Below are 26,516 nucleotides of genomic sequence, written 5' to 3' on the forward strand. Positions count from 1 at the left end.
CCATGGCGTAAGCCAGTAAGACCCCTTAGAGATGATGAGGTTGATAGGTCAGAAGTGGAAGTGTGGCGACACATGGAGCGGACTGATACTAATCGGTCGAGGGCTTATCCTAAATTTCTTGAGTTTGAGTATGATGATTGGATTTAGTTTTGAAAGAATCACCGATTCTTTTTAACAAGAAGGGACTATTCCCTTTTAGAATGAGTTTTACAAAGAGCAACAAGAAGATCGAGGACTAGAAGTGCTTGAAGGAAGGAGCGTACTTGCGTACGTGACTGACAGAAAGACACAAATAGGACGAAGAGATTCACCGTTGATCTGACGTCAAAATAAGTCTGGTGGCAATAGCAAAGAGGTCACACCCGTTCCCATGCCGAACACGGTCGTTAAGCTCTTTTGCGCCGATGGTAGTTGGGGGCTTCCCCCTGTGAGAGTAGGACGTTGCCAGGCTTACATATTTTTTTGCGTTCCACAGTAGCTCAGTGGTAGAGCTATCGGCTGTTAACCGATCGGTCGCAGGTTCGAATCCTGCCTGTGGAGCCATTTTTTTGCTTCCATAGCTCAGCCGGTAGAGCACCACCATGGTAAGGTGGGGGTCAGCGGTTCAAGTCCGCTTGGAAGCTTTCGTATAAGTACTGGTACATTAAGGTTTCTCCGATGATGGAGGGGCTTGTTTTTTTGCGTAAAAAGAGGTTTGCAAACAAATTGCAAACCTTTATTAATTTAGAGCGCTAAAACTACGCTGTTTAATGATTTTCCGAATTAAACTTTCAACTTCTTGTTTAGCCTTTCAATACGTTTTTCAAAATCACTAGTATCTATATTACGAGCTTTATAATAATTAATTGCTTTTTTTGATATATCTATAGCATATGGAAATTGTTTTTTCTTTTCGTAAATAATTGCTAGCCTATTGAATGCTGGTATTCTGCCCTGAAACTTTTCTGCTTTAATTCTTTCTAAGTCATTATCAATATCTTTTTTAGTCCTGAAAGAACTTAAATGTTTAGTTCTCTTCATTTCCTCATTGACAAACGCCGTATTTAAATCTTCAAGTATTTCTAGGTCTTCGTAACAATATTTAATACATTCATGGAGGTATTTCTCATCTAGAATTCTATATTTATAATAAAAATCTTGAAGGTAGATATACGTAAAATGTTTACTTACTGGATCTGAATAATTTCCCTTCAACTCTTTAATTAAACGTTGCTCCTCATTAAAATCAAACTTCAATTCTTTAATTGGCTTTTTCTTTTCATGCTTCTTTGGCATCATATTAGTCTTTCTCATATTAGCTAATTGTTTCTTTACAGATTCATGAGCGTCACTAAGAAAATTATAAATTTCTTTGTTAAGAGATGGTGAAGATATTAAATTTGCTATGCTAAGTTTTTCTTCAGATAATGATATATTCGCAAAAAGGGATAAATCTGTTTGATCTAATTCGCCTATATGGGGAACTAACTCTTTGAGAATTAAATGATTTTTTGAATGTTTTTTAACAATCAGCTCTTCAAGTGTCCTTTTAAATATATCTGGGTAACTTTTTATGTAATTATCGTTTCTAAAACCAAATACTTTTGAAAGTCTCATAATGTCTTCCGATAACAATGGTCTGTCAAAGCTATGTAAAGCTAACAAATATAGGTGCTCAGAGAAATTTCTTTTGTAATCTGTGTTTAAAGATTCAATAAAGATATTCATCATATCTGCTTTCTGGTGAAGTAAACAGGATAACGCTATTGCGTTTCCAGAATAAGTTAGAAAAGATTTATTTTGATGAATCTCTCTAAGTTTAATAATCACTTTAAATGCCATCTCAAAATTATTGTTTAAAAAGAGGTGTCTCTCTAAACCATAATAAAGAATAAATATATAACTAATGTCAATTGATGCTTGGTAAGGATTTGAAAGACTCTGCCAATATTTATATCTTTGTTCAGAACTCAAGGTTCTATAACTCGGATAGTAACCTGGAATAGGAACTTCTTTTTCAATAGATTCTTTAATGTCGAGGTTCATGTTAATAAGGCTAGGCTCTTCTTTATTAACTTGTATAAATAGTTTTACACCATCAATTTCATATATTTTTTCTGCTGAACTAATTGAAATGAAATTTTTTTGAGGACCGTTTTCAATCCATAATAACCCCTTGATATCTGAATGCACAAAGAAGTTTTTAATTGGATCAATAGCTTGGGCATCGTTTACAGATAATAAATTTCTTGAATCTGATTTCTTTTGCTTGTATTTTCTTTTCTTTTTAAATATATCGAAAATACCCATCCCTTTAGCCTCCTCTAGAACTAATTAATATTAGTCTCAATTTGATCTAGTAATTGTTTATTAAGCCGTAATTATAACAATTAATTAGTTGAAAAAGTCTTAGAAGCATGAAATTATCCATGCTTCTGCATAATCAATTATATAAATTCTTACTAAACATCGCAATTGCTTCCCTCTGAATGGAAGGCAGTAAGTGGTTGTAAGTATCTAATGTCGTCGTAATACTTGAATGTCCTAATCTTTCAGCTACTACTTTAACCGGAATACCTTGCAAGAGCATCAATGTAGCGTGCGTATGCCTAAGATCATGAAAACGTATAGAGGGGACGTTTGCATCTTCTTTAAGCTGATACCACTTTCGGTTAAGGTTGCGAGGGGTTACATGTGTACCTAAGCTAGTACAAACAACTAAATCATTATCCTTATATGCTCTCCCAGCTCGTTCTTTTTCATAATCTACTCGTTCTTTCCGCTTTTTTAATTCAGTAATAGTTACTTCGTCTAAATCAATTGTACGATTAAAACTAGCTTTAGTTTTACCATCTGAAGCCCCGTATGGTGTGTGGGTGACAACCGTGCGTAGTAAACTATTTTTAAAGTCAACGTCCTTCCAACGAAGACCAAGCACCTCACTACGGCGCATGCCTGTCATAGCTGCTAAATGAAAAGCAATATAAAGAGGATCGTTTTTGCTAGAATTGAGAAACTGTAAAAGCTGTTTTTCATCCCACACGTGAATTTCTTTTCGTTCGATACGTGCAGTTTTTAAACCAGCTGCGACATTCTTCCCAACGATTCCATCTTCTACAGCCTCTGACAAAGCGGAACTAATAACTGTATGGACTTTTTTAATAGTAGCGGGAGCTAATCCAAGATCATTCTCTAAATAAGAAAAAAATGTCTTTAGATGGAGTCTATTAAGCTTTTCTAACTTGTAATTCCCCAGCTTAGGTATGATATGGATACGAAGATGGGTTTTATAAACTTGGAAGGTAGAGGCTTTTAATCTACTTCGTTTGTTTAAGATCCACTTTTCTAAATAAGCAGCAAAAGACTCTTTAGAGGGTTCAATAAAATTTCCTGTGTTGATCTCATTAAGTATGCGGGGCATGTCTTTTTGTGCTGCTTTCTTCGTATCGTAGCCTGAAAACCATTTTTGACGTCTCTCGTTATTATGATCTCTTTCCAAATCTACAACGATTACATATTTATTTCCTCGTTTACGTATATGTCCTTTCATCTTAAGACCTCCGTTATCTGGTATTTACAGAGTTATGTGCAGTACATCTTCTAAATCTGCAACTTGAATGACGAAATTATCAACCTCTGTTGGATCAACGCCGTGTAAATTCAAGCGATGTTCTACGTGAGTTAAGTTAATTCCAAATACATTCTCAGAGGTCGTTAAAAGTAAATCATCTATTAAAATGGTCACATTCATAGCATCTGGATCAAACTCTTCTGCTGGATGCATGTTAAAAGGAGCTTGTACAGTTATTATAAGAGTTTGCTTTTCCCAATCGATAAATTGATCACGCACATTTAGAACGAGCCATATAGGGGCTTTCTTCCCTTCATGATAGTCATAGTATACTTTGTATGAAATCATTGTCTAGTCATCTCCTTCTTCTGTTTTTGGAAAAGTGCTTTTTCTACTAATGACTTTGCATGATGAGGAACGACTTTTTTAGCAACGGTTTTATAAGAATTGGGAACAGGTTGTTCTTGTATAACGTCATTAAATCTTTGTACAGACTCGGCACCTTGGATTCTTGCTTCAATTTGTTTTAAACGAGTTTCGGCCAACTCAATAGAAACATGAAATTCATTGGCTAAAATGGCGGCAAGATGATCAATTTGGTGACAGTATTCCGAGACCATAAAGAATGGCATTGATGCATAAAGCTGAAACTGCTCTGCTTGTACTTCTTGCATCATTAAGAACTCCTCACTATACATATTTTCTTGAGATCCACAGTGTCGGAGAGGGTGACAAAGTTCATGAAAGAAAATTTCTCTTTTTTGAATATGTGAATGATCGTTATGTAAAAAAATAATGGCAATTTTATGTTCATCATCCCATATGGAACGGTCAGGTCCTGAACTTTTTTCAATAACGATATTAAGACTTTCCGCTATTTTATAAATATCCAGATCGTTTGGAGAAAGAATGTGATGTTCTTTATAAAATTCTTCTAACCATTGTTCTATAGGAGTTTTTGAATACAAACTTAGCATAAAATCACCTCTATAGGAATGTATGTTCTTATTAATCTTAAAAGAAAAACGTCCAGCTATGGTATTAGTGAACGTTTACTATTTTGTATTGGTAGCTACTTTTATTTTTTGGGTTTAAACTTACTTGCACTCTCTTTTGGGGTCGCATCAACAATTATAAGTTCGGGGCAACCTTCCTTACCTTTATTATTGGAATAAAAGGTATTTAGCTGTTCGAGCTTTTTTTCATTATTTCCTAGATTGACAACTAAATAAATTGAGTTTAAGGTTTTTTCTGCTTTTTTATATTCTTCTAGTTGAACTTGCATTCCATGGACTAAGTTTTGACTTGAAGCTAATTTAATTTCAACCAGTGTTCTATCAGTATAACTAGTTTCAAATTTGAAATCAACAGGACCTCTGCCGCTGTCTGTCTCTGGACTAATTCCAATGTTAAATGCGTTGCAATAACTGTCAGCTACACAGAGGAAAGCTTTTTGAACTGCTTTTTCATTTCTTGGTTTTTTTTCGTAATACAATAAATCACTTACGTTGTTGTTCTCAATCAAATCTTTAAATTTTTCACAAATAGTTTTTGTTATATTATAAGTACTTTTTTTTGTTGATTCTCCCAAGGTTATAGGATAAGTAGAGGGTAAATTATCCGCAACTTTTGCAATGATAAAATCTCCAGTTTTATCTTTAATAAAATCATATTGATCGATACTGATTCCTCTATATACATTTAATGTACTTGTAAGTATACCTGGGTTTTCTATAAAAAGAGTACTTAGCACATCTTTTTTATTTCCCACAGACATGTCTTTCCATTTGTCACCGATTATATCATTAATCTCCGCTTTTAAGATGTTTACTTGATTACAGACTCTATCAATGTCATCCCAATCCTTAGCGATAGGTAGTTCATGAAGGATATCTATAGGCAGAAGCAATAATGGAGTTTTCTTATATGGATTAATTAATAGTCCATCCTCAAAAGAAAATTCAGGATAATTTTCAGCATTGATTTCTAGAATAGTATTTATCCTCTTTGTATAAGCGATTATATCTTCCTTAATTATATGAGCAATCATATCACTAATTCGGTCTGGTCCGATATTCCTTTCAAAAAGACCTACTAAATGAAAAATCTCTGGCGAATCTTCACCTGCAGCAATTATTTGTTTTGCATCACTAATAACTTTTTGACGAAGTTTTTTTCCTAAACCAGAACCATGCTTACCATCAGCGTATCCCAAACCTAAACCATTTACTTCTGGAAAATAGAATAAATCCAAAGCTGCTTTATAAAATCTATCTTTATCATTTTTGGATTTCTTTAATAATAAAGCTATCTTTTCAAATATTTTGTTAATTTTATGATAGGAATCTTTAAACTCTGCAATTGTTGTGGTTTCTAATCTCTTTATATTAATAAAATAGTATGAGTCTATATCTAAAAGAGAATCAAATACACCTAATTCTTCCAATCTATTATTGAGATTAAAGGTACTTGATACAAAGTTCAACATACTCTCTCATCACTCCTGCTCTGTATAGTATTAACCAGACTAAATTTCGACATAAGTTACAGTTTATCCTTTTTAGTGTATCTTACTGATAGTAAATTTTATGTAATACAACGAGAGCAATTTTTGGCGAAAGAAAAACGCCCATTTATAGTAAGTGGACGTTATTTTTTGTTTTCCCTATTTTCCCTATCAATTTTATTTTGCCTTATTCTCCTAAATACTTCAAGTTGTTCATCTAAGAATTCAATCTCTTCATCATCAAGATCTTTGTATTTATAAAAAGCAGAATTTACATCTGAATCAGGAGATGTGTAGTTTCTCTTCTCGTCTGTTTCTCCAGTAAGGTAACTTACGGATACGTTATATTTTTTCGCGAGCATTTTAATTCTCTGAACGGAAGGCTCATTTCTACCTTGCTCATAAAAACCATATGCGCTTTCTGTGATATCGAGAAATTTGGCAACTTCTTGTTGGGTGAAATTATTTTCTTTCCTTAGTTCGCGCAACCGATCTTTAAGTTCTGCCATATCAATATCCTTTCATAGCTCTATAGTATGTAATTATACAACTTTTAGTTGGGTGAATAAAGATTTTTTCAAAAAACCCATCAAAAAATCTGGTTAAAGTATTGAAACCCAAGTTATTGTTGGGTAAACTAACACTACAAAACGTTGGGGGTGATGATGATTCAAAAAAGAGATGATCTAATAATATTACGTAATAAGAAAAACTGGTCACAAAAGGATGTAACTGACTTATTGAATATTAGATTTAGTGTCAGTATCACTGAAAGTTATTACGGAATGATTGAACAAGGTTCGAGAATTCCGAGTTTGAATGTGGCAATGGCAATAGCTAAATTGTTTAAAGTTAGTCCAGATTCTCTATTTAATAAGAAATCTAAAAGTTAAAGGGAGTGAATAGGAATGTCCTTTGAAGACACTATAAGGCAAATTGTTCGAGAAGAAAATGAAGAATTCCTGCAAAAGATCAAAGACGAACTAAATTATTCTGCTCATGATTCAATGCCGAACGTTCTAACTGTACAAGAAGCAGCTGAGTACTTACGAATGGGCAAATCTAAAATGTACGAATTATCGCAGCATCATGATTTTCCATCTTGGCGAGAAGGGCGTAGAGTTCTTATATCTAAAAAAGGTTTAGATCAATACCAGCGTGCGAAGCTTAACGAAAAAGAAGTGATCATGTAATGGGGAATCAATCATGACTTTTCAAGTAATGAGCGATTTGATGAAAGAAGCTGTGCCCCTAGCGAAGAAGATGGAAGGCGATTGGCAAGCAAGAATGAAACTGGCAATAAGGTCTGCAAAGATCAATTACTTCATGAACCAACCAATTTCAAAAGCGATCATTGAAGAGTTGCTAAAACATGGTGTATCGTACCGTCGCATTTCTCGAAATTACAAGGTTGGACGAAGCGATATTACTGCAATAGAGAAGCAATAGATAGTGTGAGTATAGACCACTATTAAAGTTTCTATAAGCGAATGGAAAGAGTGAGTACATTGATAATTACATATAGAAAGAAAGCGCACCTGACAGAAGCCAGATACGCCAGTAAAACCTAGGAAATTTTATTGTAGCGTACTTTCTTCGTCATGTCACTAGCGTGAGTATTAAGTGGACACAGCCAACACTTGTTTAAATGCTGTAGCAGGTAAGAAGATACGTGCGCCATAGCTGTATACAGCTTGATGGTTATACAATAACCTACTAACGTTGCCATGATAGACAAAAAGTTCTGGAGCGACTGATAAGCGCCATGATGGATACAGAACCTGAGCGAATTTTACTAAATTGGTGTAATGAAAATGGATGAGAAGTCTTTGGAAAATAAAACTATTAAACGAAAAGAGGAAACTATAATGAACTTAAAAAATGGAATTAAGCCAGAACCACAAGAGACATTTGGAAATATGATTTTTATGGGATTAAACCGAGAGAAAATGTACTTTGATCGTGAAAAGGGAGAACGAACGGATAAATTGGAAGCACGCATTTATAATGTAGCCTCAAGTGTTCAGCAAGGACAAATAGAAGTAACACTGCCTGACTATGTTGACTTAAAAGAAATTGATTTTAATAAGCCAGTTGAGCTAGTAAATCCGCGAATTACAGCAAGAGCTCAAGCGAATGGCAATTTTGCTAATATCGTTTATACGTTAATGGCAGAAGATATCGTGGAAGCTGGTCATAAATCTAACTCTAACTTTGAACCGAAAGCAAAAGAACAAAAAGAACCTGTAACAGCTGGTTCAGATAAGAAATAGTTGAAAAACGCGCCTGAATAATATAAGGCGCGTTTAGTTATTCTGATTTATTTATAATGGCAAGTACACCTAGAAAAAGAAATAATAACAAGAAAAAAGAAGCAAAAATCATGAAGAAATTATTAAAAGAAAATGGAAGCAAATAATTTTTTACTATAACTTGGTATTGGGGATTTAATAGTAATGTTAAGGAAATGACTAGTGAAAAAATTAAAGTGAATTCCAAGAAAAATCCATGGATACTATCCATATATAAACGAGGGTTTTTAACCGTGAACTCTTCAGCACGCCAATGCTTAAAAAACCAATGGTAGAAGAAATGCCAAAAGGTAGTAACCCCGGTTATCGTAGCTAAAACAGCATAGAAGGTTATTAGATCTGAAAATCCGATATGGTTTTTGTGTATATAATTTATAACACTGGATGGTATCAGTTTATAAATTAAAGAGAAAAAATCGAGTAATAAGTTAGCGTTAATGAAGGTAATAAAGTTCAATATAATCAAAAGGAGTAAAAAATAAGGTGTCTTTTTGGGGAGAAATCTAAGCCATTGAGTATACAAAAGTCATCGCACCTCTTTCTATATAGGAGATGGTTAAATTGGAAGAACGTTGGTTAGCTTTTGAAATTTTTATTTCAGTGTTTCTTTTTCTTTGTATTTTTGGTCTATTTGGTGGTGATGATCTTATTAATTATCTAGTAAAGAAAGTTAAAAAATGGCGAAAAGATAATTAACAATTATTTTATCATGGGCTTTCATAGATTCAAAGGAGGTCAAAATGAATGTAGAAGCAATTAAACGTCGCCTTTGGAAATACCGCGGTCATCGAATCACCCCTCATATGAGACATGCAGTTTGGACAGCCGGATTGGGCGTATTTGTACCTGTTTTCCTAGCTGTCCTTTTTTATTGCTTTAAAGATGGTTTTCCAATCTCTCAATGGAATGATTGGGAGCAGTATAAAGTATTTATTGCGTTTGATAGCTGGAATTGGTCATTCTTGTTATCAAGACTGGCTGTAGCACTTTTAATTGCAGCAGCCGTTGTAGGCATCGTCTACCTTATTGCATTTGATCAGTTTAAACAGTTGCTGCACAAACAGAAAATTGCACGAATGTTTTTTTCAAATCGTTTTTACGAACAAGAAAACATCCAAACAGAGTCGGGGTGGACAAATAAGACTGTTACAAAAAGAAAGATTACCTATTTTCCTCGTGCTTATTATCAAGTGAAGAATGGTCATATCTATGTCCGTGTTGCTCTTGATTTAAGTCGATTTCAAGCGCGATATTTAGAACTAGGTACAGACTTAGAGAATGGCTTATTTTGTGATTTAGTTGATCGTGAAGTCGAAGAAGGATTTGTAGTTTTTAAGCTTCTGTACGATGTGAAAAAGAATCGTATTCCGATTCAAGAAGTACAAGTGAAAAACGGTTCGATGAGCTTAATGAAAAACGTGTATTGGGAATTTGATAAGCTGCCACATATGTTGATTGCTGGTGGTACAGGTGGAGGGAAAACGTACTTCATCTTAACAATCATCCAAGCTGTGCTTAAATCGAATGCTGAGATTCGTATACTTGATCCAAAAAATGCGGACTTGGCAGATTTAGAAGCGGTTCTTCCAAAAGGAGTGGTGTATTCAAAGAAAAACGGCATTATGATGTGTTTGCGTAAATCGGTTGAGGGCATGATGAATCGATCAGAAGAAATGAAACAGATGCCGAATTATAAAACAGGTGAGAACTATGCCTACCTTGGATTGCCTCCCATGTTTATCTTCTTTGATGAGTATGTAGCGTTTATGGATTTATTGGAACCACAAGAACGAATGGAAGCGTTAGGCTATATGAAACAGCTCGTCATGCTCGGAAGGCAGATGGGCTATTTTTTGGTTCTTGGAGCGCAACGACCAGATGCCAAGTACTTAGCTGATGGTATCCGTGACCAATTTAATTTTCGCGTGGCGTTAGGGAAGATGTCTGAATCTGGTTACGGCATGATGTTTGGTGATGTCGATAAAACCTTTTTAAATAAAAGTATAAAGGGTCGTGGCTATGCCGACACAGGAACATCAACCATATCAGAATTTTATAGCCCACTTGTCACAAAAGACTATGACTTCATGGAAGAAATCAAGCGAGCACAAGTGGGAGTGTATGGAGCGTCGGCGACGGCAGTCGCCAGCGGCAGAAATGGGAACGAGTGGGAGGAGTGAGCGAAGCGAATGACGACCTCAAAACACCAACCCCCCCTAGCTAACAGGGGGGTAGTAATCGTAGAAAAAGAACCGAAAGAAGTCCAAAACCCTTTAACAGCAATGGTTGACTACTTGCGAGTATCTTTTAAAACACATGATGTTGATTTCATCCTAGAACATATCGTTCATTTGAAGAAAGCATACATGCAAGAAAAGGAGTCAGGCTTTTATGGTTACATCGGTACCTATCAGCTTGATCATATTAAAGTCTTTTATTCAAAAGAAGGTGACAATCGAGGCGTATTGGTTGAGATGTCTGGTCAAGGATGCCGACAGTTCGAAAGCTTCTTAGATGCGCGCAAGAAAACGTGGTTTGATTTCTTTAAAGACTGCATTAACCATGGTGGCAAGTTCAGTCGCTTTGACTTAGCGATAGATGATCGAGAAACGTATTTTGAAATCCCCATGCTGCTAGAAAAAGTGAAGAAGGGCGAAGCTATTTCACGTTTTCGTAAGTCGGATTTTAACGGCTCGCTCGATATTGCAGACGGATCGAATGGAGGAACGACACTATACTTTGGGTCGAAAAAATCAGAAGCTTATCTTTGCTTCTATGAGAAGAACCACGAACAAGCTGACAAATATAATATTTCTCTTGAAGATATTGGCGACTGGAACCGCTACGAATTAAGGCTTAAAAATGATCGAGCGCAAGGAGCTGTTCAATCATTGATTCAGTCACAAGATTTACTTGATATCGCTATGCAGATTATTAACAACTACATTCGATTTGTTGATGCCGATGAAGATGCTTCAAGAGAAAAATGGAAAACAAGCAGGTTTTGGAAAGTGTTCATAGGTGATGTTGGCAAGCTAAGCTTGTTTATGCAGCCTGAAGATGATTTTTACGAGAAATCTAGGAGGTGGTTGCAAAATTCATGTGCACCAACAATGAAAATGGTACTTGAAGCAGATCAGGTCTTAGGCAGACAAGATTTATCAGATATGGTTGTCAACGCTGAGCTGTCAGATAAACAGGAAAAGATGCTTGATGTACTACTAGCAAGTCCACAAGACATGGTTTGTTAAACATGGGATTGCTCTTATTGGAGAAAAAGTGCTAAAAATGGCATCTGTCAACGGTAAATGGCTGACTGGAATGGAATGAAAGGAATTTAAGGAGTTGATAGATTCTCAGAACCAAGACCCTCTTGGCATTGAAGAAAAACCCATTTTTCTTCGTGCCTACCGGCGAGGGAGCCCCCGAATGAAACCGGGGGTTGGGGGATTAAGTAATCACGGTCAAGCTAGTTTAGCTTGCAGGTTTGGACAGCGTCCAAGGTTTAATAAAACAAGGAGGTGATTACTTGGAGGTTGTGCCTGAGGGCGTTCGGTCTTGTTTGCACACTGGTATAGGAAACAATATTGATTTCTTAATTGCACGAGCAACAGAGATCATTGAGTCAAAGCAACGCTTTATGAAAAGTTACGACTTAAAAATGTATGAAGAAGTAAAGGAGGCTTTAGACTGGTACTCAAAACATTGTCTTGAATCAGACTTAGAGAAGGACTTACAGGAGTTTGAACGGCTACATCAAAAAATAAAGGAGGAAGAATCATAATGAAACATGTTGAATTACTAAACAGAGGTCAACTAGAAACAGGGCTAGAGAATCAAGGTATTTTAGATCTTGCTGATCAATTAATTGAACGCATGAAAGAACATGTTCGTTATATGAGCAAACATGTATTTGAACAAGTGGTTATCGATGCAAAGATGGTTGTAAATAATGCTGTGAAAACGATTATTGCTCGATTTGCTGTATACGACTATGAAGACGCATCAGAAGATGGTGGGACTGATCAAATTAAATATGTTGAATTTGAATCACTAAGCCCAATAAAAGAGGTTTAGTGATTTTTTATGTTAGCTCAATACAAGACGTTGGATGAACGGTTTAAGTTGTTAGGGTTTACGGTTGGCATTGGTTCGCAAGTATATGTAATGGATTTAAGTAAACGTTCTATGCTTGTGGTTGAAGGCGTGAGAAAAACGGGCTATTCCACCTATCGATATACGTTCTATAAAATGACGTGCTTGCCCGGAGGTGGTCAAAGGCGTTTAAAAGTATACGAGAAAGATGTTTCAGCAAAAAAGGTGTTACGACGAGTAGCATCTTTTTTAGCTTATATAGAACAAGATCAAGGAGGGTCAAAGGATGGCTAAATCCGATGGACGTTCGATCATCGAACGACTTAAACACCGTTTCAAACGAATCAAGAAACCAGCCAAGCAAAGAAGTATGATCCGTAAAGATCATTCAAAGAGAACAGCAATGGCTGTGTGGTCATTATTAGGGAGCATTGTTGTCCTCTCACTATTAACTATTTTGCTTTCAGTTAATACAAGGTCTGCTTTAAATGAAACCAACGCGCATCTTTCAAATGAAGCAAATGAGGAAGAATCACCATCTATTTCATTACCTGCTGCTGAACAATATCTTTCAGGGTTTATTGATGTGTTCATTAATGTTGAGAACACTCAAGAAGCATTAGAAGAAAGAAAACAAACGCTGAAAAATTATATGGTTCAATCAGCTACTTTCCAAGATGACAAACATTCGCTTTATCAACTTTCAGATTTAAAAGGTAATAGGATTTTAGAAAGCCATTCTTTGTTTAACATGATAGAGAATGAAGAAGAAACCTTATTCCAATATAAAGTCACGTTCATGAACCAAGTTCCAAAAGAAAAAGAGGTAGAGATCGAGCCGGAAGATGATGACGATGAACCAGAGACTGAAACTGTTATTGAAAATGAAGAGACGAAGCAAACGTTACTGTTGAACATTCCAGTGATTGCAGAAGAAAGTACTTTTGCCATTGCAGGTACGCCATATTTTTCAGAAGTGTATTCCTTAAATGGAACGATAGAAATAGAGGAAGAGCAATCACACATTGATCCTTATGTCGGGGACGAACAATCAGCAGTTCAGGAGTTTTTACATTCTTTCTTTGAACGATATGCTGCTGAGCCAAAAGAAGAATTGGCTTACATGATGAAGGAGCCGAAAAGTTTAAACGGTGCTTTTTCCTTTGAAGAGATTCAAGATGTAAAACTGATTGAAGTGGAAAATGGATTTAAAGCAGAGGTAGCTGTGATGTTCAGAGGAAAAGGAACGAACATTCCACAGCCCGCTTTTATGGAATTAGAAATTAATCGACATGAAGGAAATTATTACATTGAATCAATGGATTATCAGTAGAAGGAGGAAAAGAATATGAATCTATTAAATAAATTAATAGTAGGGTCAGTCCCTAGTGGATTACCGACACTAGATGGCGTAGAGAACTGGGGGCTTGTTGTTGTAGCTCAAGTGATAGGGTTGTTTGTTTTCTTCTTGATTGCAAAACACTTAGCTCGATTTAAGATAGGTGGAATTATCATGACATGCATTGTCGGTGGAATCGCCACATTTGTTGTTCAAAATTGGTCTCAAGTGAGCGGATGGATTGAAGCATTCATTGATACGTTCTAAGGAGGTGTAGAAGTTGCGAACGGTTTTTAACTACCGGAAAGCATTAAGAGAACCTAAAAAAGTACAGCAACTAACGGCATCATATAGTTTACCAATCCCATTTGAGTTGATCCCAGTAATCAACTTTTTTATTTTTATGGCGATGACATTTCTTGTAGGACAGATCATTCGTATGGGGTTTCCTCATGCGTTTGAACGAACCTTCGTGATGTGGTTAATCGGTTTACCCTTAGCGTTAACCATACTCGTAACGAAAATTAAGCCTGAAGGTAAGAACATTTATTTATATTTCTTGGATGTAGCCAAATACTATGTTCAAATAAAACTTCCAAAAAAGCGTTTTTGTAATGATCGAGAAGTCGAATGGATGAGTGATTCAACAATCCAGTTTAAACGCTGTGTAAAGGTGGTGGCGAAAAAACGTGAGTACATTGAAAACACCAATGAAAACGATGAGAAACAATCTATTGTTAACAAGAACGGGAGACGTGTGGGCGTATTACCGTATCAAGAGTCAGTCCATTCCCATGCAAAATAAGAAAGTAGTGAACAGCTATAAGCGGAACTGGAAAGCCTTTTTTGAAGAACTTACCACGCATAAAGATTTTCATTTAATGATGTACCCACAAGAATATCGATTAGAAGAACGATTTGCTGACTTGGAACAAGACCTTGCAGAAGACGCAAAGCAAATGGCAGAGTACTATACAGAAGAAACGGTACGATTGCTTAACCAACGCCTAGGAAAAGTCACAAAGAATGATTTTATATTAGGGGTGAAATTAAAGCAGAACTTAGTCAATAGTGATGCTGAACTTAAGGAAAACATGATGTCGATGTTTTCAACGGCTACAGATACAATTGTAAATCTATTAGGGTGGGAACAAAGTGTTTCCACCTCTTTCTTTCAACAATACGAAGAAGCAGAAGAAACAACCGCCAGTTTATGTGCAATGGTGAATGGAATTCGTTTAAGAGAAGACGAATTAATCTATGTAAATCGCTATAACTTCTTACGAGGCTTAGACCACCAAGTAGGGGAAGAGATTGAAAATGCCTCTGTAGATGCGATAACTAACACGTTAATTGATTCAACCTCTTCTGGAGTGTTGAAGTTAACAAGCGATGAATCGGAAGGCTACATGTCATTTGTGGTAATCGACGAGTTTCGACACAATATGGCGGAGAGTGAACTGTTCTATGAGGCACAAACGCTCCCTTTTCCAGTAGAGATTGAGATGAAAGTGCAAGTCGAAGGCAAGTCTAAAACGAAGATGGATTTGAATTTAAAGAAGCAGCAGCTAAAAGAATCAACGCTAGAACAAAACCGTGTTGGCGATCAAGAAGATTCTTCAGTAAGTGCAAGTGCTTATCTAGTGAGACACTTACAAAACGAGATTAAAAAAGATGATGTAGATATGTTGAACTGGTTAGCTGTCATTGTCGTACAAGGTGAAACAAAGAAGGAATGTAAAAATCGGGCAAAGCTTGTGACAAGACATATGAAGTCAGCAGGCATAACGTGTCGTATCCCAGTCGCGGATCAATTGCCTTTGTTCTATAAGTTTCTTCCCGGTGAACGATTAGATGTAACAAACCGAAATTGGCTGCAAAAGACTACTCAAGATGGTTTAGCAGAAGGACTATTTGGCGTATCAGCTGATGTTGGTTCAAAGATTGGCTTTTTTATTGGTTGGATTGATCCTTTTGTTAAACATGCTGATTTACAAGGAGCCATTTCAGCGAGTCGATTTCCTGTTTTGTACCATATGTTCTTGGCCAACCAACAGCTCAAAGGGTCAAAGACACGATCTCCCCATGTTCTAATTACGGGTGATACAGGCACAGGTAAATCCTTTTTAGCAAAGCTATTGTTTATCTATGTCAGCATGCTAAACGTGAAATCTTTGTACATTGATCCCAAGAAAGAATTACGGAAATGGATTGATAAGGTAAAGCAAAACCCAAGAGTGCAGCAAGAGTATCCGCTATTCACACAGCATCTTGAGAAGTTCCATTTTACAACGCTGGATGCAGCGGATGAAGACAATTGGGGAGCGCTTGATCCAGTTGTATTTCTTCCACCAATGCAAGCAAAGGAAATGGTGCAAGTCATCTTTGCTCAAGTGTACGACTTTAAGGGCAAAGACGACGTGCATACGGCTTTTCTACGTGCCATTACCAACGTATTGGAGCAAAAGCAAAACGGGGAGCAAGTTGGCTCACTGACAATTATTGAACGGATGAGAAATCATGAAGATTCCGCAGTCCAAAAGGCTGGGGATTTTTTATATGAAGTCGTAGCCGATTCGATTATGAAACTATGTGTTCATGATGGCTCCAATCAAGCACTTTCGTTAGACAAGCGTATTAGTATCGTTGAAATCGAAAACCTTGATCTCCCAGAAGCGACCGATCAAATCGAAAGCTATACAAACTCACAACTGAAATCAAGTGCCGTTATGTTTGCGCTTGGAAAGTTTTGCGAGCTATTTGGTATGAACAAGGAAGAACGGACAATGGAATTCATGGACGAAGCATGGGTTATCACATCTAGCCAACAAGGAAGGAAAGTAGAGAAGCAAATGCGTCGTGTAGGGCGTAGTTACAACAACGCTCTTGTCTTTATTTCACAAAGCACGAAAGACGCATTGCGTGAAGAAGAATCAGGGAACTTTGGTGTAGCATTTGCGTTTGATGAACCGACAGAACGAAAAGAAGTGCTTAAGTGGATGAACATGGAGCCTAGCGAAGAGAACGAAGACATGATGGAAAACATGTTTCAAGGGCAATGCCTTTTTAAAGATTATTATGGGCGAACAGCAAAAATGAGTATTGAGTGCTTATTTGACGAATGGTATGGAGCGCTAGAAACCGTTGAAACGTCTTCAGTGGCAACGGCAGAAGAAAAGTATTTATAGAAGGGAGGTAGAGGATGAAGTTAGCGATATTAAATTCACTTGTGATTACGAACCAAGGTGTGTACAAAGCAGAAAAGATTACCTTAATGGAAGCTCGGAAAATGATGTTTGCCCATGAAACCAACTATGAAAGCTATGTCGGGCATGAGTCCTCATCACTCGTCTTAGAAGAACTACTAGGTTTTCCTGTCCCAGTTAACCGTATCCGATTTAGACAAGAGAAATACCAGAAAGCCCTTTGTTTCAAGTTGTATGATCGCTACATGGAATACAAGAAGCTGACAGAAAAAGAACTACAAAGCGTCAATTATGATTTCTTTCTTCTAACAAGAATGGACTAGAAAGGAGGGAGAGGATGAACTTGAAACAAAAAGCGATCTGGATAAGTATTGGAGCAGCGCTCATTGCCCTGCTCTTTTTTGGTTCTCATACAATCGTTTTTGCGGATGACCAAGAGAATATGACAGAACCAAAGATAGAAGAAAAAGGAGGTGTTGAGCTTTCCATTAAACGCTTTCCCATATCAAGATACGTAGCCAACAATGAAGATGCTGACGGTCGAATTAAAGGGGCGTTCGTAGGCTTTACGAATGTCATGTTTTCTTTAGCTGGGAACGTTGTTCTAGTCGTTGATACCGCAATGGATAAGTTGTATTCATTAGAGCCAATTGATGAATTTGCAGATACATTAACAATAATTTCAACTACCGTATATGATACGTTGAAAGAACACTTCGGCGAGTTACTGTTTATATTTGCTGTCGGGTACATCGTCTACCTATTTATTGCAAAGGGAAGTGTTCAAGAAGCTTTGAGAAGATCCGTTTTATTCTTCTTGGTGCTTGTTGTAGGTGGCTACTGGATGCTTAATGCTGGCTACTTTATGAAGTCATTGAATGCATTGTCTGTTGAAGCACAAGGCTACATGCTTGAAGCAGGGAATGGATTAATTAATGTGGCTGAAGGTGAAGGGGTTTATGCCGATACGAGTCAAATTGATCCTGAAAACAAAATGGATGGTACCATCTCAATCATGAGAAATGTCTACTTTGATTTGACAATGAAAAAGCCTTATCTCATTGTAAATTATGGCACGACAAGTGAGAACACAATTAATGAGAATGACCATGCTGATCCAGAAGATTTTCCGGGCGGAAGCAATTTCAACAGAGTAGATCGCATGTTGGCGTTTCAGTTAACGAGTGATGGCGAAAAAGACAGGCAAAGCTATGTAGATGGTGAAATAGACGAGTACAACAACGAAAACATGGGTGGAGGAAATGTTTTTCAACAAATGGGGCAGTCCCTGATCGCTTTATTTGGTTCAATTCTGCTCGGCATACCCTTCTTGCTACTAGCATTACTAAACTTCCTTTTGCAGCTTATCGCGTTGGCACTTGCCTTTTTCATCCCATTTTCGTTCATCATGTCGTACATTCCTCAATTGGCTTATTCAGGCTTTGTAAGTATTGGCAAGCTATTGAGTGTGTTTGTTTTAAAAGCAATGCTTGGTATCCTTGTGTTGTTTGTCTATGTGCTCTGCTTCATCGTTGATGCAGTATTGCCACCAGAAGGGTTTGCGATGTATTTAGTCAATCTGACTGTGTTAATTACTGTCTTGCTTTTAATGATCTGGAAACGCGATGCGTTAATTAAAATGGTAACAGCTGGGAAAGTTACGTCGGTTGATAACAACATGCTTAATCAAGTACGGAATGAAATGGTCAATCCGGCTGTTAACGCAATAAAACCACGTCAAGCAGGTTTACGTGAATCTCCTATTCAACAAACCGAGCATCAAGCGCCACCTAAAAGTGATCGTACGAGTGTGAAAGAAGGTCGAAACGATGCGCAACTAGCAGAAGCACGAACACCACAAACAGATGGGAAACAAGAAAGTCCGTCTTCGGTTGTCGCACACAATGACCAAATGAAGCGTGCTGAACGGACACCTCAACAAGAACGTGAAGAAAAGAAAGCAGAGAAGCGGAAGAAGAAAGCGGAAAAACAAACGTCAAAACAAGAGCAAAAAGAACAGAAGCAAATAAGAGAAGATTTAAGCCCAGTTGCGGTTCATCAAAAAGAAGAGCGCCATGCCCCAAGACAAGAAAATAATCAAAGAGAACACGAACGAACGAAACAACCACAGCCACGTGAACATCAGGAACCATCGTATCGTCCGTCTATCAAACAAGGTGATGTGACGTACTTAGATGATCATCGAGCGTTGCGTTCGGTAGATAAATCAGAGAGAGACAATCAATTACGTCAAACAAAAGGTATAAATTCCGCTAATAATCGAATGGAACAAAAACCTTCTCAAAACGAATCTCAATGGATTCAAAACAAAGAAAAACAAGTAGTTCAACCAAGTAAAAGGCTTAATGAACGCCTTGATCAACCAAAGACAGAATCTATCAGAACCGCACAGCACAATGAAAAGAGAGATTTAGAAGCGATTGAAAAAGAAGAAGATCGACACACACGTAGAGCAAAGGGAGCGTCTAAATAGACGTTCCTTTTTGTCGTGAAGGGAGGACGACATGAAAAAGCTAGGATGTGGTTTATTTCTAATTGCCATTCCTTTTATGTTTGTGGCAATGATTCTCATGGGCGTAGTTATGGTTATTACAGGAGAAAGCAACACAACAGGAAGCGATGCCCATTCTGAGATCGAGAGTGATATCGATTCCGACTATACGTTTAATGGAGTAAGTCCAGAGATTGAGCGGTACCGCAGTTACTTTGAACGTTATGCGAAAGAAAACGGCATTGAAGATCATATTGAAATTTTAATGGCAATGACTATGCAAGAAAGTGGTGGTCTTCTAGCCGATGTCATGCAGTCATCTGAATCATTAGGACTTCCTGTCAATACAATCACCGATCCAGAGCTATCGATTAAACAAGGTGTAAGCTATTTTGCTAATGTTTTGGAAAGTGCTGGTGGGGATACAGAATTAGCCTTACAAAGTTATAACATGGGACATGGTTTCATTGATTATGCAAATGAACATAACAATGGCAACTATAGTAAAGAACTAGCACAACGGTTTTCCAACCATATGAAAGAGCGTTTAGGATGGAGTGTCTATGGAGACCCTAATTACGTTGATAATGTCATGCGTTATTTAGATAAAACTGAACCCGAATTCGCAGCAGGAGATACAGATTGGGCACTGCCACTAAAAAATATACGCATCACAAGCGAATTTGGATGGCGAACACACCCCGTTACAGGAGAAAAAAATACGTTCCATGGAGGGCTCGACTTTGGCTGTACACCAGCAGATTCTATTTTAAGCGTGGCAAATGGTAGAGTTGTTGAAGCGAAGCATAGCAACGTAGGCTATGGCAATTATGTGACTGTGCAACATGGTCAAAACGAATATTCCCGTTATGCGCACTTATCTTCTATAGGTGTTTCAAACGGTCAGGAAGTTGATCAAGGGGATTCCCTAGGTAAATGTGGCACAACAGGTTCAAGTACAGGCAACCATCTCCACTTGGAACACATGACGGAGCTTGGTCAAGAGCACCCAGATAAAATTGATCCGAAAAAGACATTGGGACTTTAGCCAGAAAGGACAGTTTACATGCAAAAGAAGATGATAGCGATAATTGTGTTGTTGCTTGGAATGATGCTATTTTTTATCTTTCAAAACAGCAGCTTAAAAAACGAGAATCTAACATTGGCGGAGCAAAACGAACAGCTTAAAAACGAAGACGTTCATGAAGATACAAACAAAAAGGCGAAGGAGGTAGCTAATGATTTTATCAATGGCTATTTTAACTATCAAGACAAACCAGTGAAGCAAGAAGTAGAAAGCTATGCCACAAATGAAGTCTTGGAACAGTTACGGTTTGACGATGCAGAGGGATTAGAAGAAGTTTACGGTGACACCGCTATAGAAAAAGTTCAATCCAGCGTGGAAAGCCTAAGTCTTTATGAAGGGCAATCTTTAGATGATCGAGTAGAAATAGTTGCTTTATTTGATAACCGAATTGAAGTCAATGACACATCAAGTGTAGCAATGACCATACTAACGTTAGAAATGGTAATAGAAGAGGATCAGTGGAAGGTTGCAAACTTGACTTATACACAGCAATAGAAAGTTGGTTGGGAAAATCTATGAACCTCTTAGAATTTAAGTGGATAGATGTTAGGATGAACCAAAATTAAAAGGAGATGAGGAAGTTGAAAAAGAGTTTGATAACTGTTGTTGTTTCATTAGGAGTGTTATTAGGGGCGTGTGCTGGAAGTGAATATGACGCTGAAATTGAAGAGGTTATTGAATTATATAAGAATGACGAGAGCGCAATGATGTGGATGGATGAAGAACAGATAACCCGTGACAATGCAGATATTAATGTGTATGAGGGCGGTCGGTATATAAAAATTGGCTTTTTTGATTTAGAAGATGAGGATAAGACCGTTCGTTATGAATTTTATGAGAAAAAAGGGAATAATTATGAATGGTTGCCTAGGATGAATCAAACGGATGATCGATTGGGTTTGGTAGACATGGAACCCGAGCATTATGAAGTTAAAGGGAAATACTAAATATAAGTCGATTTAAATAAAAAACAAGTTGACGTATGGAGTAGATGTTGAACGAAAGAAAAGCTTTAGTGAATAAAACTTTGAGCTACTGAAAGGAAATGGGTGAAGAGATTTAAAGAGTTGGGATTCTTATTCCAACTCTCTTTTTCTGGAATTAAAAGTGAATAAAATAAGAAGTTACATTAAATAGCTCTATAATAAGGGCTATATATTTATTTACGAACGTTCTTTCGTATGATAAAATCTAACTTATATAATTCCATGTACATAGAATTATTAAACCACCGTTAGAAATGAGGCTTAACGTGGCTTTTTCTTATAATAGATTATGGAAATTAACCAGAGAAATAGGTATAAATAAAACAAAACTACGCGATGAATCAGGAATAACATCATCGTCATTGGCTAGGTTAAGCCAAAATAAAAATGTGAGATTAGAAGTGTTAGAGAGACTATGTAATTACCTAGATTGTAGAATAGAGGACATAGTGGAGTACGTACCGGAGAGGAAAAAAATGAATAACCAAGACAAACTGAAATTTGTAGATCTGTTTGCAGGAATTGGTGGATTTAGACTTGCAGGAGAAGAAAATGGTATGGAATGTGTATTCTCTTCTGAGATAGATAAATTTGCATGTGATGTATATAAAGAAAACTTTGGAGAGACTCCAGAGGGCGACATAACAAAAATAGAAGAATCTAAAATTCCGGATTTTGATGTCTTATTTGCTGGCTTTCCATGTCAGCCATTTAGTTATGCAGGTCAGTTACAAGGTTTTGAAGATGAAATTAGAGGAACATTGTTTTTTGATATTATAAGGATATTAAAAGAAAAAAAACCTAAGATGTTTTTATTGGAGAACGTTAAGGGTATAAAATCACATGATAAAGGTAAAACATTTAATACAATCTTAGAACATTTGAATCAATTGGACTATCATATACATTGGACTATCTTAAATAGTTTAGATTTTGGAGTCCCGCAATCGAGGGAAAGATGGTACTGTGTTGGTTTTAAAAAAGATGTAGAATTTGAATTTCCTAATCCAATAAATAGTAAAAGTACACTTCGCGAGATAATTGATTGGCATGAGAATGACAATTTAACATTAAAATTAAGTGATTTTGAAATGAATAGAATTAATCACCATTTTATGATATGTAATTATGACTCACCTGAACAAGTGAGAGTTGAACATGATAATTCAAAGTACAATCCTAATACAAAAAAAGGTAAGTATGGTGTGTTTTCATATTTGAAGCCTGATAAATCTTTAAGGTTTCATGTAGGTGATTTCGCAAAAACTCAAATTCAAGAAGCTTATTATTGTAATTTGGACAGTTTTTCGCCTTCAATAATTGCAGCTAGAGCTCCAAAACTATGGGACATTGGTCGTCACCTTTCGGTAAGGGAATGTGCAAGATTACAAGGATTTCCTGAAGACTTCAGATTATCCTCTTCTCAGGTTCAAGCAAAAAAACAACTTGGAAATTCAGTAACCGTACCTGTAATTAGTGAGATAGTTAAGAATATGCTAGTAGCTTATAAATTAAATAAAACACCTTCAGAACAATTATTATTAAGCGAGGTAAGATAAAAAAGACAGCTTTCTGTCTTTTTTATCTTTAGTTTAGTATGTTTAACGTTTCTTTGATTGACCTTGAAAACGTTAGATTACGATCCTTTATATGTTTTGAAAAATCAATTGAAAAAGCAAACAAGTTTGTCTCTTTGAAGCTCTCTATATTTATTCTTACAGGATCCAATTTACCGTAATATGGGTATACTAATCCCCCATAGTTGGAATTTAGTGAGTAGCAATAGAAAAGTAATTGGTACAAGTCAGAAATACTTCCAATTTTATTGTGATTAGAAATATCTTTGTTTTTAGCATCTAGGACTGCAAAAGCAGAGTTAGAATCGTTATGAAAATCAATCATAATATCTGGAGAATAAGATTTTATAAACTCCGTAGAGTCGACTTTTAATTTTCCCATTCTTTTAGGTTTATCCCATTTTGTGATTTTAAGTTTTAGATGATTTGTGAGTACAGTCCGTACGTACTTTTCAAATAAATTATTCGAATTAACTAAATATGAAGAACTAGTAATCTTGTTATTTGTCAAATTGATTTTTAAGTCCTTTAGAATCTTTTTCGCCAAGCCCAAAACTATAGGGTATTTCTCATTGGAAAAGTATAGTTTCTCATCCTCTGTTTGTAAAAGTTCGTTTAAATTGTGTATATCGGCATCTATCTCATCAAAAAAAGAATTAGTTAGCGCTAGTAGTTTTATATGGTTCTTTTTCTTGGTTAGTATCTTTGATCTTTCCAATGCAAGTTTGATTAACTTATTATAAGAGGTATTTAAGGTGTGCATTTCATACTCTATAGGAATCTTATCCTGTAATAGATTAATGGGAGATATCTTATCAACTAATATTCTTCCGTGAATTTGGTTAGTTTCTTCTTGAATTTTTATAAAGCTCCCTTCCAACCCCCTAGATACCAATTCAAAGGTTTCTTCTAAAAAAAGGTTAATAAGATTATCCTGTATACCATAACTAGCGCTTTCGCCTAAAAGACTAACAATTTTTTCATCTAACAAACCTTCATTATATAATTGCATTTCCAAATAGTGATTATTTGTTACTTTAGGGGTACGAGGTAAAATGTTAATGATTAAATCTTTGATCTGAATACTTCCAATCGTGTATGAATCAAAAAAAAGTGTCTCTTCTTTTAATCTTACTGGTAGTTTTTTGTTATCTTTTAATAACTGAACGAATTCATAGATATATTTACTATCCAACGTATAAGAAGAATTCTCATAAATATTAATGATTTTCATCAGCTTAAAAATTCCTTTATTGCTAGTGAAAATTCATTCCCTGTTAATTGAGAATACAATCTCTCCCCAATTATATTAGTAATAAGATCTGGATTTCCATTACAATAGTCTTCAATTAAAGGCAATACTACATAATTAAATAAATTTTCAAAGTCATCTAAAGACCAAATAAATTTTTGGGCAGTCTCTGAGTACACGAAATCCTTAAGGAAAATAGCATGACCTAATACCATTTCTTTATTACTTAAATTTTCGTAAAGGTTTTGATTTATTTTTGAAAGTAGATCAGATATTGAGAATTCATTGCCTTCGATCTGAGTTTTATCTACTAAAATTTCAATATCGGGTTTGCAGTAAATTTGATAAAAACGACGTTTAAGAGCATAATCAATTCTTCCAACAGTTCTGTCGGTTGTATTCATAGTACCAATAATTTTTAAGTTTTCAGGCAAAGTATATTCTTTCATTTCATCATTAAACGTTAAGTTTAGAGATTCATTTCTATCTAATAGTTGTATCATTTCTCCAAATACTTGACTAACATTTGCTCTATTAATCTCTTCTATTACTAACAAGAATTCTTTATTAATATTACTACTTAACATAGCGTCTTCGATAAGTAAAATTAGTTCTCCTTTCTTATCAATTAAAGTACCGTTCTCCAAAATTTTACCACCGATAAAATTTTGATATGAGTATTGTGGATGAAATTGAATTCTTTTAACAAAATCAAACTTTAAGGAAGCTTTTTTTGCTAAATAAGATTTTGATGTACCTGGAGGACCAGTTAGTATAACCTGTTTAGCTTTTTCAACTATATTTAGAAAAGAGTCAAGATCCAAGCTATTACCACCTAAATTTACATTATCCCCATTAAAAGTTTCTAAGTCCTTGTCACTTTGTTGGGTTTCGATATCTAAAGTTTCATTCTCTGTTATCCAATTAGGGTTGTTAGAGGGATTCCCAATTAGCGATCTAATAAAATGAGAACTCACCATCTCTTCAGAGAAAGTCAATGGTATATTGGGAGATGCAGTAAAGAAAAACGTTTTTTCATCGCTTTTAACATTGAAATATTCATAAAAATTTCTAATTAAGTGAGAAGTGGGAGCTTCTTTGTCGAATGCTGTAAACCTTACTAACCATATACTAATAGCTTCTAAATTTAATTTTTGCTTCATATCTTTAAAATAATCAAGATAGTTATGTTTAAGTTTAATAGAATTGGAATTTTCCGGGTCTGTTATAACTATTCTCTTCCACAGACGTCCACCACCCGTTACATTATTAATTAATCTTTGAGTTGACCATTGTTTAACTGTTTCACTAGGGTTATTTCTCCATCCATTCATTGAAAAGGGATTAATAAAGTTATTTTTCACTTTTTCAAATTCATCTGATATAAAAAGGTAAGCCAATTTACTAGTTGCATTGAACAAATCTCTCTTAACCTCCTCTTCTGATAAATCTAGGAAATCATGTTGAGATAAGCCCGCATGTTTTAAAATTAACAAAGTAAAGAATTCTCCAGGGTATTGAAATTCATTATTCGTAAGTAAATTATAGCTTTCTGTTAATGAACTTTCACTTATGTAATACTTAGTCATTTGATACACTCCTATTTAGTTTAAATATAACACTATGAATTATTCGTCAATACGTAACAGAAATAGATGTATTTAATTGGATTTTAACACGAAAATAGGAAATTAGTAATGGTATCGAGGCATTTATATTTAATAGTCAAGTTCAATTTCTCTAATGAGTATTGTTTGTAGTAATTAAAAATATAAATACGGAAATTTTGTAAATCGTAAAGAAAATATTAATTTACCAGACAGTATTACCATATTTATTTTATGGGTTATTAACCATGTATATCTTGAAGCAAAGATTTACACTAAAAGTGTTAGTCTTTATCTATACTAAAATGTAATTTAAAGCAGTATTTACTATATCAGTTCCACTCGAAGACGCTCTGCCCATCCCATTATTGATTGGCGACTCACTAGAAAATTGAGTTTCTTCTATAATATAGAGTAGCAATCCAGCAATCCTTTCTGCAAACCAAAATGCTAACAAATTCATAATAAACAGGTGGAATAAATAAGA

The 26,516-nt window shown here is 35.8% G+C and carries 28 protein-coding genes, 2 tRNA genes, 1 rRNA gene and 1 pseudogene; 24 read left to right on the forward strand and 8 right to left on the reverse strand.

Annotated elements, in window-relative coordinates:
• Positions 1 to 334 precede the first annotated feature (334 nt).
• From rrf to E2L03_RS06495, 3 genes are all read left to right on the forward strand, one after another.
• Positions 335 to 450 (forward strand): 5S ribosomal RNA (gene rrf, locus E2L03_RS06485).
• An 18-nt stretch (positions 451 to 468) separates the two neighbouring features.
• Positions 469 to 543 (forward strand) — tRNA-Asn (locus tag E2L03_RS06490).
• Positions 544 to 550: 7 nt separating this feature from the next.
• Positions 551 to 623 (forward strand) — tRNA-Thr (locus E2L03_RS06495).
• Positions 624 to 762: 139 nt separating this feature from the next.
• Here the strand turns inward: E2L03_RS06495 and E2L03_RS06500 are convergent.
• The 6 genes from E2L03_RS06500 to E2L03_RS06525 form a co-directional block, all read right to left on the reverse strand.
• The gene (locus E2L03_RS06500) at positions 763 to 2,289 is read right to left on the reverse strand and encodes a TerB N-terminal domain-containing protein (RefSeq protein WP_134258744.1); all 1,527 of its coding nucleotides are present in this window, start codon (positions 2,287 to 2,289) and stop codon (positions 763 to 765) included.
• A 133-nt stretch (positions 2,290 to 2,422) separates the two neighbouring features.
• Positions 2,423 to 3,529: a tyrosine-type recombinase/integrase gene (locus E2L03_RS06505; protein WP_134258745.1), complete on the reverse strand. Its 1,107-nt coding sequence runs from the start codon at positions 3,527 to 3,529 to the stop codon at positions 2,423 to 2,425.
• A gap of 24 nt (positions 3,530 to 3,553) precedes the next feature.
• Positions 3,554 to 3,898: a hypothetical protein gene (locus E2L03_RS06510; RefSeq protein WP_134258746.1), complete on the reverse strand. Its 345-nt coding sequence runs from the start codon at positions 3,896 to 3,898 to the stop codon at positions 3,554 to 3,556.
• The gene (locus E2L03_RS06515) at positions 3,895 to 4,518 is read right to left on the reverse strand and encodes an ImmA/IrrE family metallo-endopeptidase (RefSeq protein WP_166740203.1); all 624 of its coding nucleotides are present in this window, start codon (positions 4,516 to 4,518) and stop codon (positions 3,895 to 3,897) included. Before E2L03_RS06515 ends, E2L03_RS06510 begins: the two co-directional genes overlap by 4 nt.
• Before the next feature lie 110 nt (positions 4,519 to 4,628).
• Positions 4,629 to 6,038 carry a DUF8370 family protein gene (locus E2L03_RS06520; protein ID WP_134258748.1) on the reverse strand — a complete coding sequence of 470 codons (1,410 nt, stop codon included), beginning with the start codon at positions 6,036 to 6,038 and terminating at the stop codon, positions 4,629 to 4,631.
• Positions 6,039 to 6,199: 161 nt separating this feature from the next.
• Complete coding sequence (locus E2L03_RS06525) at positions 6,200 to 6,565, reverse strand: helix-turn-helix domain-containing protein (RefSeq protein WP_134258749.1); 366 nt, start codon at positions 6,563 to 6,565, stop codon at positions 6,200 to 6,202.
• A gap of 156 nt (positions 6,566 to 6,721) precedes the next feature.
• On the opposite strand from E2L03_RS06525, the gene E2L03_RS06530 reads away from it, so the two are divergent.
• The 21 genes and pseudogenes from E2L03_RS06530 (at position 6,722) to E2L03_RS06620 (ending at position 23,152) form a co-directional block, all read left to right on the forward strand.
• The gene (locus E2L03_RS06530) at positions 6,722 to 6,949 is read left to right on the forward strand and encodes a helix-turn-helix transcriptional regulator (RefSeq protein ID WP_134258750.1); all 228 of its coding nucleotides are present in this window, start codon (positions 6,722 to 6,724) and stop codon (positions 6,947 to 6,949) included.
• A 15-nt stretch (positions 6,950 to 6,964) separates the two neighbouring features.
• Positions 6,965 to 7,249: a helix-turn-helix domain-containing protein gene (locus E2L03_RS06535; protein WP_134258751.1), complete on the forward strand. Its 285-nt coding sequence runs from the start codon at positions 6,965 to 6,967 to the stop codon at positions 7,247 to 7,249.
• Positions 7,250 to 7,262: 13 nt separating this feature from the next.
• On the forward strand, positions 7,263 to 7,505 hold the full coding sequence (locus E2L03_RS06540; protein WP_134258752.1) for a hypothetical protein: 243 nt from the start codon (positions 7,263 to 7,265) through the stop codon (positions 7,503 to 7,505).
• A 419-nt stretch (positions 7,506 to 7,924) separates the two neighbouring features.
• Positions 7,925 to 8,329 carry a DUF961 family protein gene (locus E2L03_RS06545; protein ID WP_134258753.1) on the forward strand — a complete coding sequence of 135 codons (405 nt, stop codon included), beginning with the start codon at positions 7,925 to 7,927 and terminating at the stop codon, positions 8,327 to 8,329.
• A gap of 600 nt (positions 8,330 to 8,929) precedes the next feature.
• Positions 8,930 to 9,064 carry a hypothetical protein gene (locus E2L03_RS20825; protein WP_276338635.1) on the forward strand — a complete coding sequence of 45 codons (135 nt, stop codon included), beginning with the start codon at positions 8,930 to 8,932 and terminating at the stop codon, positions 9,062 to 9,064.
• 44 nt (positions 9,065 to 9,108) lie between these two features.
• Positions 9,109 to 10,548, forward strand: a complete 1,440-nt coding sequence (locus E2L03_RS06550) for an FtsK/SpoIIIE domain-containing protein (RefSeq protein WP_302466773.1) — start codon at positions 9,109 to 9,111, stop codon at positions 10,546 to 10,548.
• A 9-nt stretch (positions 10,549 to 10,557) separates the two neighbouring features.
• Positions 10,558 to 11,619 (forward strand): DNA relaxase NicK, encoded by a 1,062-nt coding sequence (gene nicK, locus E2L03_RS06555; protein ID WP_134258754.1) that lies wholly within the window; start codon positions 10,558 to 10,560, stop codon positions 11,617 to 11,619.
• A gap of 278 nt (positions 11,620 to 11,897) precedes the next feature.
• Positions 11,898 to 12,152 carry a hypothetical protein gene (locus E2L03_RS06560; protein ID WP_134258755.1) on the forward strand — a complete coding sequence of 85 codons (255 nt, stop codon included), beginning with the start codon at positions 11,898 to 11,900 and terminating at the stop codon, positions 12,150 to 12,152.
• On the forward strand, positions 12,152 to 12,445 hold the full coding sequence (locus tag E2L03_RS06565; RefSeq protein ID WP_134258756.1) for a hypothetical protein: 294 nt from the start codon (positions 12,152 to 12,154) through the stop codon (positions 12,443 to 12,445). The genes E2L03_RS06560 and E2L03_RS06565 overlap by 1 nt, the downstream gene beginning before the upstream one ends.
• A 9-nt stretch (positions 12,446 to 12,454) precedes the next feature.
• Complete coding sequence (locus E2L03_RS06570; RefSeq protein WP_134258757.1) at positions 12,455 to 12,757, forward strand: hypothetical protein; 303 nt, start codon at positions 12,455 to 12,457, stop codon at positions 12,755 to 12,757.
• A complete protein-coding gene (locus E2L03_RS06575) occupies positions 12,750 to 13,796 on the forward strand; it encodes a conjugal transfer protein (protein WP_134258758.1) in 1,047 nt (348 codons plus the stop codon). Before E2L03_RS06570 ends, E2L03_RS06575 begins: the two co-directional genes overlap by 8 nt.
• A 15-nt stretch (positions 13,797 to 13,811) precedes the next feature.
• Positions 13,812 to 14,069 carry a hypothetical protein gene (locus tag E2L03_RS06580; protein ID WP_134258759.1) on the forward strand — a complete coding sequence of 86 codons (258 nt, stop codon included), beginning with the start codon at positions 13,812 to 13,814 and terminating at the stop codon, positions 14,067 to 14,069.
• A gap of 13 nt (positions 14,070 to 14,082) precedes the next feature.
• Positions 14,083 to 14,607, forward strand: a complete 525-nt coding sequence (locus E2L03_RS06585; protein WP_134258760.1) for a conjugal transfer protein — start codon at positions 14,083 to 14,085, stop codon at positions 14,605 to 14,607.
• Positions 14,522 to 16,990 carry an ATP-binding protein gene (locus tag E2L03_RS06590; RefSeq protein WP_496196926.1) on the forward strand — a complete coding sequence of 823 codons (2,469 nt, stop codon included), beginning with the start codon at positions 14,522 to 14,524 and terminating at the stop codon, positions 16,988 to 16,990. The genes E2L03_RS06585 and E2L03_RS06590 overlap by 86 nt, the downstream gene beginning before the upstream one ends.
• Positions 16,991 to 17,004: 14 nt before the next feature.
• The gene (locus tag E2L03_RS06595; RefSeq protein ID WP_134258761.1) at positions 17,005 to 17,331 is read left to right on the forward strand and encodes an STIV orfB116 family protein; all 327 of its coding nucleotides are present in this window, start codon (positions 17,005 to 17,007) and stop codon (positions 17,329 to 17,331) included.
• A 14-nt stretch (positions 17,332 to 17,345) separates the two neighbouring features.
• Positions 17,346 to 19,502 carry a CD3337/EF1877 family mobilome membrane protein gene (locus E2L03_RS06600; RefSeq protein WP_134258762.1) on the forward strand — a complete coding sequence of 719 codons (2,157 nt, stop codon included), beginning with the start codon at positions 17,346 to 17,348 and terminating at the stop codon, positions 19,500 to 19,502.
• Between the two features lie 31 nt (positions 19,503 to 19,533).
• Positions 19,534 to 20,568: a lysozyme family protein gene (locus E2L03_RS06605; protein ID WP_134258763.1), complete on the forward strand. Its 1,035-nt coding sequence runs from the start codon at positions 19,534 to 19,536 to the stop codon at positions 20,566 to 20,568.
• Between the two features lie 18 nt (positions 20,569 to 20,586).
• Entirely contained in the window at positions 20,587 to 21,102 is a 516-nt protein-coding gene (locus E2L03_RS06610; RefSeq protein WP_134258764.1) for a YddI family membrane protein, read from the forward strand.
• An 86-nt stretch (positions 21,103 to 21,188) separates the two neighbouring features.
• Complete coding sequence (locus E2L03_RS06615) at positions 21,189 to 21,554, forward strand: cystatin-like fold lipoprotein (protein WP_166740204.1); 366 nt, start codon at positions 21,189 to 21,191, stop codon at positions 21,552 to 21,554.
• A gap of 293 nt (positions 21,555 to 21,847) precedes the next feature.
• A pseudogene (locus E2L03_RS20900) lies at positions 21,848 to 22,048 on the forward strand (helix-turn-helix domain-containing protein); the annotation flags it as partial.
• A 21-nt stretch (positions 22,049 to 22,069) separates the two neighbouring features.
• Complete coding sequence (locus E2L03_RS06620; RefSeq protein ID WP_243839507.1) at positions 22,070 to 23,152, forward strand: DNA cytosine methyltransferase; 1,083 nt, start codon at positions 22,070 to 22,072, stop codon at positions 23,150 to 23,152.
• Between the two features lie 28 nt (positions 23,153 to 23,180).
• Here the strand turns inward: E2L03_RS06620 and E2L03_RS06625 are convergent, their stop codons facing one another.
• Both E2L03_RS06625 and E2L03_RS06630 read right to left on the reverse strand, forming a co-directional pair.
• Positions 23,181 to 24,404, reverse strand: a complete 1,224-nt coding sequence (locus E2L03_RS06625) for a 5-methylcytosine restriction system specificity protein McrC (protein ID WP_134258767.1) — start codon at positions 24,402 to 24,404, stop codon at positions 23,181 to 23,183.
• The gene (locus tag E2L03_RS06630; RefSeq protein WP_134258768.1) at positions 24,404 to 26,011 is read right to left on the reverse strand and encodes an McrB family protein; all 1,608 of its coding nucleotides are present in this window, start codon (positions 26,009 to 26,011) and stop codon (positions 24,404 to 24,406) included. Before E2L03_RS06630 ends, E2L03_RS06625 begins: the two co-directional genes overlap by 1 nt.
• Positions 26,012 to 26,516 lie beyond the last annotated feature (505 nt).

The organism is Shouchella oshimensis (assembly GCF_004375095.1).
Taxonomy (GTDB): Bacteria; Bacillota; Bacilli; order Bacillales; family Bacillaceae_D; genus Shouchella; species Shouchella oshimensis.